General features: G+C 63.7%; 17 protein-coding genes. 10 read left to right on the top strand and 7 right to left on the bottom strand.

Translation table 11 applies throughout. The features are described from left to right. Positions 1–22: 22 nt before the first annotated feature. A complete protein-coding gene (ykgO, locus tag AC0L23_RS12965; protein WP_006611362.1) occupies positions 23–148 on the bottom strand; it encodes a type B 50S ribosomal protein L36 in 126 nt (41 codons plus the stop codon). Positions 149–471: 323 nt separating this feature from the next. On the opposite strand from ykgO, the gene AC0L23_RS12960 reads away from it, so the two are divergent. Next, entirely contained in the window at positions 472–1,356 is an 885-nt protein-coding gene (locus tag AC0L23_RS12960; protein WP_027565452.1) for an amidohydrolase family protein, read from the top strand. A 112-nt stretch (positions 1,357–1,468) separates the two neighbouring features. Here the strand turns inward: AC0L23_RS12960 and AC0L23_RS12955 are convergent, their stop codons facing one another. Next, the gene (locus AC0L23_RS12955; protein ID WP_085361262.1) at positions 1,469–1,816 is read right to left on the bottom strand and encodes a MerR family transcriptional regulator; all 348 of its coding nucleotides are present in this window, start codon (positions 1,814–1,816) and stop codon (positions 1,469–1,471) included. Positions 1,817–1,900: 84 nt separating this feature from the next. On the opposite strand from AC0L23_RS12955, the gene AC0L23_RS12950 reads away from it, so the two are divergent. The 4 genes from AC0L23_RS12950 to AC0L23_RS12935 all read left to right on the top strand — a co-directional run bounded on the left by AC0L23_RS12950 (position 1,901) and on the right by AC0L23_RS12935 (position 5,129). Beyond that, positions 1,901–2,911 (top strand): zinc-dependent alcohol dehydrogenase family protein, encoded by a 1,011-nt coding sequence (locus AC0L23_RS12950; RefSeq protein WP_085361261.1) that lies wholly within the window; start codon positions 1,901–1,903, stop codon positions 2,909–2,911. Between the two features lie 94 nt (positions 2,912–3,005). Further along, the gene (locus AC0L23_RS12945) at positions 3,006–3,773 is read left to right on the top strand and encodes a haloacid dehalogenase type II (protein ID WP_085361260.1); all 768 of its coding nucleotides are present in this window, start codon (positions 3,006–3,008) and stop codon (positions 3,771–3,773) included. Continuing rightward, a complete protein-coding gene (locus AC0L23_RS12940; protein ID WP_018453414.1) occupies positions 3,770–4,237 on the top strand; it encodes a YbaK/EbsC family protein in 468 nt (155 codons plus the stop codon). Before AC0L23_RS12945 ends, AC0L23_RS12940 begins: the two co-directional genes overlap by 4 nt. Before the next feature lie 55 nt (positions 4,238–4,292). Continuing rightward, the gene (locus AC0L23_RS12935; protein ID WP_085361259.1) at positions 4,293–5,129 is read left to right on the top strand and encodes an adenylate/guanylate cyclase domain-containing protein; all 837 of its coding nucleotides are present in this window, start codon (positions 4,293–4,295) and stop codon (positions 5,127–5,129) included. A gap of 68 nt (positions 5,130–5,197) precedes the next feature. Here the strand turns inward: AC0L23_RS12935 and AC0L23_RS12930 are convergent, their stop codons facing one another. Both AC0L23_RS12930 and AC0L23_RS12925 read right to left on the bottom strand, forming a co-directional pair. Beyond that, entirely contained in the window at positions 5,198–5,554 is a 357-nt protein-coding gene (locus AC0L23_RS12930) for a hypothetical protein (RefSeq protein WP_085361258.1), read from the bottom strand. A 95-nt stretch (positions 5,555–5,649) separates the two neighbouring features. Continuing rightward, a complete protein-coding gene (locus AC0L23_RS12925) occupies positions 5,650–6,633 on the bottom strand; it encodes a tripartite tricarboxylate transporter substrate binding protein (protein WP_085361257.1) in 984 nt (327 codons plus the stop codon). A gap of 154 nt (positions 6,634–6,787) precedes the next feature. Between AC0L23_RS12925 and AC0L23_RS12920 the strand changes: the two genes are divergently transcribed. After that, positions 6,788–7,045 carry a hypothetical protein gene (locus AC0L23_RS12920; RefSeq protein WP_026232525.1) on the top strand — a complete coding sequence of 86 codons (258 nt, stop codon included), beginning with the start codon at positions 6,788–6,790 and terminating at the stop codon, positions 7,043–7,045. Positions 7,046–7,159: 114 nt separating this feature from the next. Here the strand turns inward: AC0L23_RS12920 and AC0L23_RS12915 are convergent, their stop codons facing one another. After that, the gene (locus tag AC0L23_RS12915) at positions 7,160–8,095 is read right to left on the bottom strand and encodes a LysR family transcriptional regulator (RefSeq protein WP_085350126.1); all 936 of its coding nucleotides are present in this window, start codon (positions 8,093–8,095) and stop codon (positions 7,160–7,162) included. 117 nt (positions 8,096–8,212) lie between these two features. Between AC0L23_RS12915 and AC0L23_RS12910 the strand changes: the two genes are divergently transcribed. From AC0L23_RS12910 to AC0L23_RS12895, 4 genes are all read left to right on the top strand, one after another. Continuing rightward, on the top strand, positions 8,213–8,965 hold the full coding sequence (locus AC0L23_RS12910) for an SDR family NAD(P)-dependent oxidoreductase (protein ID WP_085361256.1): 753 nt from the start codon (positions 8,213–8,215) through the stop codon (positions 8,963–8,965). Between the two features lie 36 nt (positions 8,966–9,001). Continuing rightward, positions 9,002–9,700: a pirin family protein gene (locus tag AC0L23_RS12905; RefSeq protein WP_085361255.1), complete on the top strand. Its 699-nt coding sequence runs from the start codon at positions 9,002–9,004 to the stop codon at positions 9,698–9,700. Positions 9,701–9,836: 136 nt separating this feature from the next. Beyond that, complete coding sequence (gene wrbA, locus AC0L23_RS12900) at positions 9,837–10,436, top strand: NAD(P)H:quinone oxidoreductase (RefSeq protein WP_027520460.1); 600 nt, start codon at positions 9,837–9,839, stop codon at positions 10,434–10,436. A 31-nt stretch (positions 10,437–10,467) separates the two neighbouring features. Next, positions 10,468–10,695: a hypothetical protein gene (locus AC0L23_RS12895; protein ID WP_157642889.1), complete on the top strand. Its 228-nt coding sequence runs from the start codon at positions 10,468–10,470 to the stop codon at positions 10,693–10,695. A gap of 3 nt (positions 10,696–10,698) precedes the next feature. Here the strand turns inward: AC0L23_RS12895 and AC0L23_RS12890 are convergent, their stop codons facing one another. Both AC0L23_RS12890 and AC0L23_RS12885 read right to left on the bottom strand, forming a co-directional pair. After that, positions 10,699–11,583, bottom strand: a complete 885-nt coding sequence (locus AC0L23_RS12890) for a protein-L-isoaspartate O-methyltransferase family protein (RefSeq protein WP_085361254.1) — start codon at positions 11,581–11,583, stop codon at positions 10,699–10,701. Positions 11,584–11,658: 75 nt separating this feature from the next. Next, positions 11,659–12,804, bottom strand: coding sequence for a GNAT family N-acetyltransferase (locus tag AC0L23_RS12885; RefSeq protein ID WP_085385441.1), 1,146 nt, complete (start codon positions 12,802–12,804; stop codon positions 11,659–11,661). Positions 12,805–12,865: the final 61 nt, after the last annotated feature.

Below are 12,865 nucleotides of genomic sequence, written 5' to 3'. Positions count from 1 at the left end.
AGGGCGAAATCAGCCGCCCAGATCAGCCCTGGCGAGCCTTGAAGCGGCGCTGCACCTTGTTGATCACATAGACCCGGCCCTTGCGGCGGACCAGACGGTTGGCGCGATGGCGACCGCGCAGCGATTTCAGCGAGTTACGGACCTTCATGGCAGAATCCTGAACGTTCGAAAGGCCGTGTTCGGCACTACCGTTTCGGCACGCGCGAATGAGGCAAAATGAGATTTTCCCGCTGGCGGACCGACCGCCCGGGACGGGGCGGTTCTTAAGGCATGGGAGGACCGGATGTCAATGTTAACTGGCCCGATCCCACCCAGCAAATTCAGGAAAACAACCCCATGCAAAGTAGAAGCGGCCGGATCGGCCCAATCAGCATCTCGGACGAAGCCCGCCCCACAACGCCTTGTCCCACAATGCCTTGCCAAGTTCGTTATATCATATAATCAATTCGGCAACCCGTCGGGAGGAAACCCATGCCGAAGCTGAAGCTGCCGAACATCGACGACGTCGTTGCCATCGACATCCACACCCACGCCGAGGAGCCCTGCGGCACCCATCCCGACGACGGCTATGACGACTTCCAGGCGCAGATGGCGGACTATTTCAAGTCGCCGCACAAGCATCCGCCGACCGTGCCGGAGACCGCCGCCTACTATCGGTCCAAGAACATCGCCGCGGTGATCTTCCCGGTCGACGCCGAGCGCGAGACCGGCTTCCGCCGCTACAAGAATGAGGAGATGCTGGAGATCGCCTCCGACCATCTCGACGTTCTCATCCCCTTCGTCTCGATCGACCCGCACAAGGGCAAGCTCGGTGTGCGCGAGGCGCGCAAGCTGATCGAGGAATACGGGGTGCGCGGCTTCAAATTCCACCCAACCATGCAGGGCTTCTACGCCAACGACCGCATGGCCTATCCGCTCTATGAAGAGATCAACAATGGCGGCGCGATCGCGCTGTTCCACACCGGCCAGACCGGCGTCGGCTCGGGCATGCCCGGTGGCATGGGCATGCGGCTGAAATATTCCAACCCGATGTACATGGACGACGTCGCGGCCGATTTCCCCGACCTCAAGATCATTCTCGCCCATCCCTCCTTCCCCTGGCAGGAAGAGGCGCTGTCGGTCGCGACCCACAAGCCCAACGTCTACATCGACCTCTCGGGCTGGTCGCCGAAATATTTCCCGCCGATCCTGGTGCGCTACATCAACTCGATCCTGCAGGACAAGATGCTGTTCGGTTCGGACTGGCCGGTGATCACGCCCGACCGCTGGCTGTCGGATTTCGCCAAGATCGAGATCCGCGACGAGATCCGGCCGAAGGTGCTGAAGGCCAACGCGCGCAAGCTGCTGGGGATCTAGGCGCGTACTCGTCAGCGCATCGAGGGCTTCGACGCTGCTATCGAAGCCCTCATGCTCCGGCCCTGAGGGCCTAAGACTTTGGCGCGGTGAATCTGATGGCTATGTTATGCGATCAGTTCACGCCTGCGAGGAAGCCGGCCAGGATTGTCCGGCTTTGGCTGAGCGTCTCGATACGTTCGTCGATCAGGCCGACCTGCTGAGTGAGTATTTTTCGCAGCTCGTTGCACGGCGTGAAAGCTGGATCGTTGTTCCTCACGCATGGGAGCAACCGCTTGATGGTTTCGAGCGTCATTCCCGCGCCGCCGAGCATCTTGATGCGCCGTACGGTTTCCTCTTCGGCCAAGCCATAGTCGCGATAGCCGGAGTTCGTCCGCAGCGGCGTGAGCAGTCCTTCGCCTTCGTAGTAGCGCAGCATTCGGACGCTGACCCCCGTCCGCCGGGAGAGTTCGCCGATTTTCATCTGAAGCCCCTTGACCCTGACAGCACTGTCAGACCTTACAGACTTTGCTCGTCCAAGTGAACGCCACTCGTGAAGGGAGCAACGATGAAAGCCTACCATTTGAATGGCCATGCTGGTGCTGGCCGCCTTGCGTGCGTCGACGTCGGCAAACCCGAACCCTCCGATGGCGAGGTCCGCATTCGGGTCGAAGCGGCAAGTCTGAATTACCGCGACCTCCTGATCCTCGACCGTGCAGGCCAAGGCGAGATCAACGGCCGCGTGCCACTCTCCGACGGTGCGGGTGTCGTTGACGCCATCGGCGCCGGCGTCGCGCAATGGCGACTCGGAGACCGCGTCGCTGCGTCGTTCTTCCGCAATTGGATCTCGGGGCCGTTCAAGTCCAGCTATATTCCGTCATCCCTCGGTGGCAACACGATGGATGGAATGCTGGCTGAGTATGTCGTGCTGCCGGCGACCGCGCTGGTCTCAGTGCCGGCCCATCTGTCCGCGGTGGAGGCAGCGACCCTGCCCTGTGCCGGCGTCACGGCTTTCCATGGCCTCATCGCACGCGGCGGGATGCGCAAAGGCGACACGCTGCTGGTCCAGGGAACAGGCGGCGTCGCGCTGTTCGGGCTTCAATTCGCAGTGGCGCTGGGGGCGCGTGCGATCGTGATATCCTCCTCCGACGAAAAACTCGCCCGCGCCAAGGCGCTGGGCGGCTCGATTCTTATCAACTACCGCGACACGCCCGACTGGGATGTCGCGCTGATGAACGCAACGGATGGCAGAGGTGCCAGTCACATCCTCGAACTCGGCGGTCCCGGCACCTACGACCGATCGCTGCGATCGGTCGCTTCGGGTGGCAAGATCGTCCAGATCGGTGTCTTGACGGGGTTCGGTCCCAAGCCGGACCTCGCGCGCCTTCAGTGGGAGAATGCCGACATCATCGGTGTCACCGTCGGATCGGTCGAACACTTTGCCGCGATGAATCGCTTCCTGACCGAACACGCGATCCACCCGATCGTGGATCGGGTCTACGACTTCGACGACGTTCCCGAAGCGTATGCGCACCTGCGGACCGGCTCACACTTCGGCAAGATCGTGATCAGGCTTTAGAAGCGAGGGGCTCAGTTCGCGTTTCCGTGTTGGATCGATACCGCGGCGCCTTGTATAGTCCGTGGGACCGCAACGATCCCGGAGGACAGGTCAATTGAGTCTCAAAGCCGTTGTCTTCGATGCCTACGGAACGCTTTACGATATCCAGTCGGTCGCCGAGACCACCGAGGATGCGTTTCCGGGCTACGGTGAGATCATCACGCAGATCTGGCGAATCAAGCAGCTCGAATACACCTGGTTGCGCTCGCTGATGCGGCGCTACCAGGACTTTGCAGCCATCACGCGCGACTCGCTTGCCTATACGCTGCGCGTGCTCGGGCTCGCTTACGAGAATGAGGCATTCGAGCGCGTCGTCGAGAAGTACCTTCATCTCGATCTCTATCCGGATGCGACGGCGGCGCTCACGGCTCTGAAACCGCGAAAGCTCGCCATCCTCTCCAACGGCAGTCCGGACATGCTGAATGCGCTCGTGCGCAACTCCGGCCTCGACGCCCTGCTCGACGCCACGATCAGCGTCGACGCGAAGAAGATCTTCAAGCCGAGCCCGGAGGCCTATGAGCTGATCGGCGAGGTGCTCGGCACCGCGCCTGACGAGGTGCTGTTCGTCTCCTCCAATCCCTGGGATGTCGCGGGCGCGAAAGCATTCGGACTGAACGTTGCCTGGATCGAACGGGTGACGCCGGAAGCGATGGCGCTGGCTTGCGTCGAGAACGAACTCGTGGCACCGCTGACGATGTTCAAGGCGATCCGCACCCAGATGGACGAGCTCGGCTTTGCGCCGGATCATCGCGTCCGGGCGCTCTCGGAACTGCCAAGTTGTTCGCCCCCCAACGGTAAGTCTGGAATGAGCCGACCTGAATGAGCCTGGAATCCGTTCGCGCCTTCTTCGCCGAGAAAGCCCCCGACATATCAGTTATCGAATCCCCGATCAGCTCCGCGACAGTGCCGCTGGCCGCCGAGGCTTATGGCGTCGAGCCCGGACGGATTGCCAAGACGCTGTCGTTGCGGATCGGCGAGCGCGTGATCCTGATCGTCGCGGCCGGCACTTCGCGCATGGACAACAAGAAGGTGAAGGCGGCGTTCGGCGGCAAGCCGAAAATGCTGGGACTGGAAGAGGTCGCCGAGATCACCGGCCACGAGGTCGGCGGCGTCTGCCCGTTCGGATTAAAGGCGCCGCTGCCGGTCTATTGCGACGTCTCGCTGAAAGCGTTCGACGTGGTGGTGCCGGCCGCCGGCTCGACCCACAGCGCCGTGCGCATCACGCCGGAGCGGATGGCGGAGCTGACCCGGGCTGAATGGGTCGATGTCTGCGAAGTCAGGCCGTAAGGCAGCTGGGGGATGCCTGATGCATTTGCCGGTCAGGGAGGCTAATGTACGGACCATGCCCGACAAGGTCAAACGGCGGCTGACCACCGTGCTATGCGCTGATGTGCACGGCTATTCTCGTCTCATGGAAGCAGACGAGGCGGGAACGCTGGAGACACTCCGCCGCTATCGCACGGCCATCGCGCGATTGGTGGAGCGCCATGACGGCCGGATCGTGAATACCTGGGGCGATGCCGTCATCGCCGAATTCGCCAGCGTCGTCGAAGCCGTGCAGTGTGCGGTCGAGATTCAGCAGGAAATTTCCAACCAGGATTCGGGCCCACCTCCCCCGATGCGGTTTCGCATCGGCATCAATCTCGGCGATGTGATGGTGGATGGTTCCGACCTCTATGGAGACGGGGTCAATATCGCGGCGCGTCTGCAAGAACTTGCCGAACCCGGTGGTATCGTGATCTCCAGCTCCGCCTATGATCAGGTGCACAACAAATTATCTGTTGGCTTCGACTGCCTCGGCCAGCGTCCAATGAAAAACATTGCTCCCGTGACCAGCTATCGTGTGACCATGAGCGGCCAAACCGCTCAAGCACGGAGCTTTCCGCCTGGCGAACGCCTGACATCTCAGACCGCAAGTGCGGGCTCGCAAACTGACGCCGCGCACCGCGACAGATCCGAGTCATCCAATTGGATGGGCTTCGTTTCAGACGGACTGGCGAAGCTGCCCCGCCCGGTTGCGGCGGCCCTCACCGTGTCGGCCTTTCTGATTCTGATCAATATTTTCACCGGCATGCACAAGATCTGGTTCCATTGGCCGGTGGCAGCTTTGCTCTTCGGCGCCATCATGCGGACGGCGCTCCGGGATCGACCCGAGTCGGGCGGCAAGAGCGAGCGCTGAACGAGGCGGCACAACCGCGCTTCGCGCCCACTGCTGCGCGCGCGCGCCCCGATCATGCTTGGGCAGCACTAATCGTCGCTATCGTCATAAGGCCGCGGCTGCGCCTGCGGAGGTGGTGGCGGCACATTGTTGTATCGCGGCGCCGGCGCGGCGCGATTGCCCGGAACCTGCTGCTGCGGCGGCATCTGGTTGTTGGACTGGAACACCGCGCGACAGCCGCTGGAGAGCTGGGGCGTATTCTGCCGCAAGCAGGCCGTAATGCGGCTCACATCAGGGATCTGATCGCTACACAGCCGCCACACATCCGGCGTGCAGGCCATCTGCTGCTCCATGGTTCCGCGATACTCTTCAGCGGATGCAGCGCCTTGCGCGACGATGCCGCCGATTGCAAGCGCCACACCCAGCGCGATCCGCTCTGTTCGCATGTCCGATTCCTTCGCGAGTCTCTCGAATTCTGTTCAATCAATGAGACGCGGAGAGGTTCTGGACCAACAAAAAATTGTGAAAATGGGCCAGGAACCTATTCGACCTTGCCGATCTTCTTCACCGCAGCAATCAGCCGCGCGCTGTCGACCGCCACGAACTCGGCAAACGCCGGCGCGTCCTGATAGGCAACGAAACTGCCCGACGTTTCGAAGGCCTTGAGCACGTCGGGGCTCGTCATCACCTGCGCCATCGCCTCGCGCAGGCGAGTCGCGATCGGCGCGGGAAGAGCACTCTGTGCAAAGAGTCCGGCCCAGATGTACATCTCGACGTCCTTGTAACCGAGCTCCTGGAAGGTCGGCACATCGGGGAAGCTTGCGACGCGCTTGGCGCCGCAATTGCCGAGCACGCGCAGCTTGCCGTCCTCCACTTGCGGCTTCAGCGTTCCCGGTGCGGCGGCGATCGCCTGCACGGTGCCGCTGAGCAGCGCGGTGAGCGCCGGTCCGGCGCCGCGAAACGGCACATGCAGCAGCTTGATGTCGGCGCTGCTCGCAAACATCTCCATCGCCACGTGCAGCGTGCCGTAAGGCCCCGATGAGCCGTAGGTGATCTGGCCGGGACGCTTCCTGGCATCCTCGACGAAATCCTGCGCGGTCTTCCATGGCGCCGAGGCGGGCACCGCGAGCAGCGTGGGATCGGCCAGCACCCGCGCGATCGGCATGAACTGCGAGAGCTCGTAGGCGACCGGACGGTCGAACAGCCGGTCGGCCTCGGGCAGCACCGCGAGAGAGGACAGCGTCATCAGCAGCGTGTAGCCGTCGGGCTCGGCGCGCGCCGCCGCGGCATTGCCGACGGATCCACCGCCACCGCCGGCGCGGTTGTCGACGATGACCGCCTTGCCGAGGATTCGCTCCAGCGCCTGTGCGACGGGGCGCGCCGCAAGATCCGCCTGGCCGCCGGCCGGAAACGGCACGATCATGGTGACGTTGCGAGAGGGATAGGCTTGCGCGAAAGCCGCGCTCGACAACACAGGCAACAACGGCAATGCGGCAGCCGCGCGCAGGACATCGCGTCGATCCATGGCAGATTTCCCCCTGTTTTCTTATTTCGCTGCCAGCCTAGCGTGACCGTCCGCAAGAACAAGCCGCGCGGCGGGATTAACGAAGCATTATCCATGTTCCGCCCGGTCAGGAACGCCCCCCTGGGCTCACCGTTGCCTCCCAGGGAGTGGAGCGATGAATAGACTTCAGACCATTGACGTGGCGCTGGACGAGATGCTGGTGAATCTCGCCGCCATCGTCTTGCGGCTTTCAAAGCCGGACGTGACGCGAACGCCGGAAGCGCGACGCGCCTTGGCGCAATCCGTGCACCAATACGCGGTCTGCGCGAAGCGTTCGCGCGATCCGCGTGTTCATGATTTGAAGTCGCAACTGGAGGAGACGTTGAAGCCGAGCTTGCGAATTGTGGTGCGTAATGGTGAGAAGGTGTCTTAGTCCAACCCCTCATTGCGAGCGCAGCGAAGCAATCCAGAATACCTCCGCGGGACATTCTGGATTGCTTCGTCGCTTCACTCCTCGCAATGACGGAGGTCGATGAAGCCGCTCGCTCTAAGACGGCTTTGCCTTTCCGCGCACTCGCCGCTTGCACGTCCCCGGCAGCTTCGCCGCGAGAAAATCACCGAGCGCCTCGACGCGCGCGGGGCGCGGGCCGCCAGGTGGCGTCACCAGATGCACGGCGCCTTCGACCTGCTTCCAGTCCTTCAGGATCACTTCGACCTCGCCGGAGGAGATGGCGTCACCGACGATGAATTCCGGAAGGTCGGCGATGCCGAGGCCGGCGATCAGCGCCGGCATCACCGCTTCGCCGTTGTTGACGCGGAGCTGTCCGCCCGGACGTACGCTGGCCTGCTCGCCGGCCGAGTTGGTGTAGTGCCAGACGTTGGGCGTGGAGAGATAGGCGTAGCTGAAGCATTTGTGCTCGGCCAGATGCATCGGATGCGTCGGCCGCCCGTGTTGCTCGAGATATGACGGCGCGGCCACCGTGAAACGCGGCATGGTGAAGAGCCGGCGGGCGATCAGCGAGGAATCCGGCAGCCGCGCGATCCGCACCGCCATGTCAAAGCCCTCGCCAATCAAATCGATGGTCGCATCGCTCAAGTGCAGATCGACCGAGACCTCCGGATACGCCTCGAAGAACTCCGGCAGCAGCGGCGCCACCGCCTTGATCCCGAATGTCATGGGCACGGCGAGCCGCACGAGGCCGCGCGGTGCGACCGATTGCGCCAGCGCCTCGTTCTCCGCCGCCTCGCCGTCGGACAGCAGGCGCGTCGCACGCTCGGCGAGCTTATGCCCGGCATCGGTCAGCGCGAGCCGGCGTGAGGTGCGGTTGAACAGCCGGGCGCCGAGCCGCTCTTCGAGGCGCGTGACCGCCTTGGACACCGTCGCCTTGGACATCGCGAGCTCACCAGCGGCCCCCGCAAACGACCGTAATTCCACGACTTTTGCGAAAATCGCGAGCGCCTCGAAATCGGGGAGTTTGGCCATGAAAGCGGATCCAATTGGGATGTTTAAGGAAACAATGTGTTTCGACAGTTTCTATTTCTATACCACAAACAGAGGCTTATCCAAGGGTCATCAGAAATTCAGGAATGGAGAAATCCAATGACCAAGAAGCTCTCAGGCAAGGTTGCCCTCGTCACTGGTGGCTCGCGCGGTATCGGCGCGGCCTCTGCTCGCGCCCTCGCCGATGAAGGCGCGGATGTCGCGATCAGCTACGTTGCCTCTCCCGAAAAGGCGGAAGCCGTCGTCACCGAGTTGAAGGCCCGAGGCCTCAATGCCCGCGCCTTCAAGGCGGACCAGGCCTCGGCCAAGGACGTGACGCAGCTCGTCAACGACGTCGCGAAGGAGTTCGGCCATCTCGACATCCTCGTCAACAATGCCGGCGTCGCGAGCGGCGGTGCGATCGATAACGCCAATGCCGACACCGAAGCGCTCGCCCGCCAGGATGCCATCAACGTGCATGGCGTGATCGCTGCGATCCGCGCCGCTTCGCAATTGATGGGCGAAGGCGGCCGCATCGTCACCGTCGGCTCGATGCTCGCCGATCGCGCCTCGTTCCCGGGTCTTGCGGACTACGTCGCCACCAAGGCCGCCGTGGTCGGCTACACCAAGGGCGCAGCGCGCGACCTCGGCCCACGCGGCATCACCGTGAATGTGGTGCAGCCCGGCTCGATCGACACTGACATGAACCCGAAGGACGGCGGCGAGTTCGCCGAGACCCAGCGCAAGCAGCACGCGTTGCAGCGCTTCGGCCGCCCCGAGGAAGTCGCGGCTGGCGTCGTGTTCCTCGCAAGTCCGGAAGCCTCCTTCGTCACCGGCACGGTGCTCAACGTCGACGGCGGTTTTGGCGCCTGATCAAGGCGCCATCCGCCAAAACAAGGAATTACGCAGATGATCGAACTCAGACCCTTCGCAAAGCTCGGCGGCGCCGATCACGGTTGGCTCAACGCCAAGCATCATTTCTCCTTCGCAAGCCACTATGACCCCGACAACATGGGTCACGGCGCCTTGCGGGTGTGGAACGACGACGAGATCGCGCCGAACACCGGCTTTCCCGCCCATCCCCACGCCAACATGGAAATCATCACCTATGTGCGCGAGGGCGCGATCACCCATCAGGACAGCCTCGGCAACGAAGGCCGCACCGAAGCGGGCGACGTGCAGGTGATGAGCGCCGGCAGCGGCATCCGCCACTCCGAGTACAATCTCGAGTCGACCAGTACACGCATCTTCCAGATCTGGATCGAGCCGACGGCGCGCGGCGGGCAGCCGACCTGGGGCTCGAAGCCGTTTCCGAAAGGAGACCGCTCGGGCAAGCTCGTCACCATCGCGAGCGGCTTCGAGCATGACACGGACGCGCTGCCGATCCGCGCCGATGCGCGGGTGCTCGCCACCACGCTGAAGGCCGGTGAGAGCGCCGAGTACGTGCCGCACAAGTCGCGGCACCTTTATTTGGTGCCCGCGGCGGGGTCGGTCGAAATTAACGGCGTGCGCGTCAACGCCCGCGACGGCGCCGCGATCCGCGACGAGGACAGGCTGAAGATCACGGCACTGGAAGATTCCGAGATCGTGCTCGTCGACGCGGCGTAACGGCTCTCTCTGTCATGGCCGGGCTTGTCCCGGCCATCCACGCCCCGCGACGAGCGAACAAGAACGTGGATGCCAGAGACGAGCCCGGGCATGACGACCCAAAAAAAGCACTCACTCAATCCCAACGGAGACCATCATGACCAAAGTTCTCGTCCTGTATTATTCCGCCTATGGCCACATCGAAGCGATGGCCAATGCCGTTGCCGAAGGCGCGCGCGAAGCCGGTGCCACCGTCGACATCAAGCGCGTACCCGAGCTGGTGCCGGCCGAGGTCGCCAAGGCGTCCTATTACAAGCTCGACCAGGCCGCCCCCGTCGCGACGATCGAGGATCTCGCAAACTACGACGCGATCATCGTCGGCACCGGCACCCGCTTCGGCCGCATGGCCTCGCAGATGGCGAACTTCCTCGACCAGGCCGGCGGTCTCTGGGCCAAGGGCGCGCTGCACGGCAAGGTCGGCGGCGCCTTCACGGCGACCGCGACCCAGCATGGCGGCCAGGAGACGACGCTGTTCTCGATCATCACCAACCTGTTGCATTTCGGCATGGTCGTGGTCGGCCTGAACTACGGCTTTGCCGGCCAGATGAAGCTCGACGAGGTCACCGGCGGCGCACCTTACGGCGCCACCACGATCACCGGCGGCGACGGCAGCCGGCAGCCCAGCGCCAACGAGCTCGCCGGCGCACGCTATCAGGGCCGCCAGATCGCGGAGACAGCCAGGAAGCTGCACGGCTGAGCGCGGTTAAGCTTTACGTCCGAACCACTGCATGGCAGGTGCGATCTGGGCGGCATTCTCTTCTGGAGATGCCGCCCCATCTCTGTGGCCAGGATATTTCACCAAAAGCGATACGAATGGCTTTCGAACTCTTGTTGATCGCGCAGATGATCCGCAGGCCCGCTCAGGCGCTGGCGCGGCGCTGGTATTGCCGGAGCCTGTTCAAGGCCTCACGCGGCCGCTTTCACTGTGCCGGCTGCGCGAAGTCATGATGCTCTAGCCACTAGGCCTGCGTGATGTCCGCGTTGGGCTTAATGGGCGCAGTCGCGACAGGCGCCGGCGCTGTCGACAGCCACCAGCCCTCACCGGCGAACCAGCAGGTCTCGTCGGGAGCGCCCTCTCTCCGCAACGACTGCACGCCCTCCCACCCCCTTGCGAACGCCTCGGCCAGTCGCCGGGCGGCATCCGCGTTCTGCAATCCCGCGCAGCCGATGAATTGGGCACGCCCGAGGAATTTGGCGGGCCAGACCGCCCCCTCGTCGGGGCGCGTGATCATCAACATGCCGCCGATCATGCCTTCGGGCGCGAGTGGAAACACCAGCCGCCCACCGCGCAGCAAGGCATCGAGCCATTCGGTGGCCGGCTGCGCCGCACCCGCGCAGACATAGATCACGTCGGCTTTGGGAAGATCGGACGCGATGCCCGATCGATCCCGCACGTCCGTATGGGCGATGTCCTTCAGATTCTCGCGCGCGAGGCCTGCCAGACGTTCGTCGATCTCGTAGGCATGGACGCGGCCGCCGGGGCCGACGAGATGCGCGAGGATTGCGGTGTAATAGCCGCTCCCCGCGCCGATCTGGATCACAGTCTCGCCTTCCTTCACCGCGCAACCGCTGAGCCAATAGGCGTGCGCGCCGGGCATCCCGATATTGAGACCCCGCGCGCTGTCGAGCGCGAGCAGCGTGTTCTGATAGAGGAAAGCGGGATCATCATCGGGTGTGACAACATAGGGGTGGCCGCCAACCGAGATCGACCACGGCCCGGGTCCGGCGAACCTCTCGCGCCCGACGGTGCGAAACGCTTCTTCGATACGGGGGTCCGCGGCCCTCGCCGCGGCGCTGATCAACTGTGCATAGAATGCGCGATATTTTGCCGAACGATCTTCCATGTCGCCTCCGGGAAACAGGCGACGATAACACAACGATTGCGATAATCGAGTGACCCTACAATCCAGGGCGGCGCGTCAGCGCGTCCTCTTGCCCATCGCCTGCGCCGCAAAGGCGGCAAGCCTGGGGTGACGACGCAGGCCCTGCGCGGCGTGGTCGCGCCACGCGAAGGGCATGCCGCGCCAGGACAGCGCGACGCTGACATCCGTCAGCGGCACCGGCTCGGCGCCGAAGCGGCGCTTGTAATCCTGGTTGCCGATGCTGAGGTCGAAACGGCGCACGCCTTCCGCATGCAGCGCCGCCATAGTGCGCTCGGTCACGAGCAGCCCCGGCGAGCAGTTCGACCAGGAATCGCCGGTGTGGCTGATGCGCAGCAGGAAATAGGTCTCACCGAACCTGACGCCGAGCGCGGTGGCGACAATGGCCTCGTCGCAAACCAGCGCCGAGATGACGGCATAACCGTTCGCGACGCCCCGACGCGCGACCTCGCGATAAAACTGCGCATGGGTTTCGTCGTTGAGGACGAAGCGCGAGCCGAGCTTTCGCATGCGCGCCTGCTGCTGGGCATCCATCACGTCCAGCAGCTCGCGCGCACGCGCGACATCGGTGGCGATCTCGAATCGCGCGCCGGCGTGACGGTTGAAGACGCGCCAGCAGCGTGGCATCTGCATGCGCTTGATCGAGGCCTGGTAATCTTCATAGTCGTCGCCGGTCAGCACGAGGTTGCCGTTGAGCGAGCAGGACCCGATCCGGCCGAGCGACACCAGCGGGTTCGGGTTGCCGCCGATCTGGGCCGGCATCTTCTTCAGGCGCAGCAAATCGAAGCGGTCCGGCAATGCGCGCAATGCGTCGATCAGCGCCGTGCCGATCGCATCCGCCGCCGCCGCGTCCAACGCGGCATCGAGCGCCAGGATCGGCGCGTTGTTGTCGGAAACGCCGAGATCGGCGAATTCGACGATGCGGATGCCGCGCCTGAGGTGGCTGATCATCGGCACGATTGCGATGTCCCCGCCGGTCGTGGCATCGGAGATCAATGCAATCAGCGGCGAGAGATCGTGGAACGCCTCGTACCAGGCGCCGAGCCAGTAGCCATGCTGGAATGCAGTGCGATGGCCTGCGTTCAGGCGCGATGCGGCCCGCGGCCAATCACGCACGAAATCGACCGCGATTGCCGACGCGCTGGACACAAGACCATCTGGTCGCTCGACGCTGAGGATCGTCATCCGCGGGACATACGATTACTGGGCGTTTCCAGATAGATTATGTTTTGTCGCGGCCACAAGT

The sequence above is a fragment of the Bradyrhizobium sp. MI1.4 genome, from assembly GCF_055811315.1.
This window is presented reverse-complemented; position numbering and strand designations above follow the sequence as displayed.

Bases quoted from the DNA above. Each gene is read 5' to 3' on its own strand.
- ykgO (WP_006611362.1), bottom strand. From the start codon at position 148: ATGAAGGTCCGTAACTCGCTGAAATCGCTGCGCGGTCGCCATCGCGCC.
- AC0L23_RS12960 (WP_027565452.1), top strand. From the start codon at position 472: ATGCCGAAGCTGAAGCTGCCGAACATCGACGACGTCGTTGCCATCGAC.
- AC0L23_RS12955 (WP_085361262.1), bottom strand. From the start codon at position 1,816: ATGAAAATCGGCGAACTCTCCCGGCGGACGGGGGTCAGCGTCCGAATG.
- AC0L23_RS12950 (WP_085361261.1), top strand. From the start codon at position 1,901: ATGAAAGCCTACCATTTGAATGGCCATGCTGGTGCTGGCCGCCTTGCG.
- AC0L23_RS12940 (WP_018453414.1), top strand. From the start codon at position 3,770: ATGAGCCTGGAATCCGTTCGCGCCTTCTTCGCCGAGAAAGCCCCCGAC.
- AC0L23_RS12935 (WP_085361259.1), top strand. From the start codon at position 4,293: ATGCCCGACAAGGTCAAACGGCGGCTGACCACCGTGCTATGCGCTGAT.
- AC0L23_RS12930 (WP_085361258.1), bottom strand. From the start codon at position 5,554: ATGCGAACAGAGCGGATCGCGCTGGGTGTGGCGCTTGCAATCGGCGGC.
- AC0L23_RS12925 (WP_085361257.1), bottom strand. From the start codon at position 6,633: ATGGATCGACGCGATGTCCTGCGCGCGGCTGCCGCATTGCCGTTGTTG.
- AC0L23_RS12920 (WP_026232525.1), top strand. From the start codon at position 6,788: ATGAATAGACTTCAGACCATTGACGTGGCGCTGGACGAGATGCTGGTG.
- AC0L23_RS12915 (WP_085350126.1), bottom strand. From the start codon at position 8,095: ATGGCCAAACTCCCCGATTTCGAGGCGCTCGCGATTTTCGCAAAAGTC.
- AC0L23_RS12910 (WP_085361256.1), top strand. From the start codon at position 8,213: ATGACCAAGAAGCTCTCAGGCAAGGTTGCCCTCGTCACTGGTGGCTCG.
- AC0L23_RS12905 (WP_085361255.1), top strand. From the start codon at position 9,002: ATGATCGAACTCAGACCCTTCGCAAAGCTCGGCGGCGCCGATCACGGT.
- wrbA (WP_027520460.1), top strand. From the start codon at position 9,837: ATGACCAAAGTTCTCGTCCTGTATTATTCCGCCTATGGCCACATCGAA.
- AC0L23_RS12895 (WP_157642889.1), top strand. From the start codon at position 10,468: ATGGCAGGTGCGATCTGGGCGGCATTCTCTTCTGGAGATGCCGCCCCA.
- AC0L23_RS12890 (WP_085361254.1), bottom strand. From the start codon at position 11,583: ATGGAAGATCGTTCGGCAAAATATCGCGCATTCTATGCACAGTTGATC.
- AC0L23_RS12885 (WP_085385441.1), bottom strand. From the start codon at position 12,804: ATGACGATCCTCAGCGTCGAGCGACCAGATGGTCTTGTGTCCAGCGCG.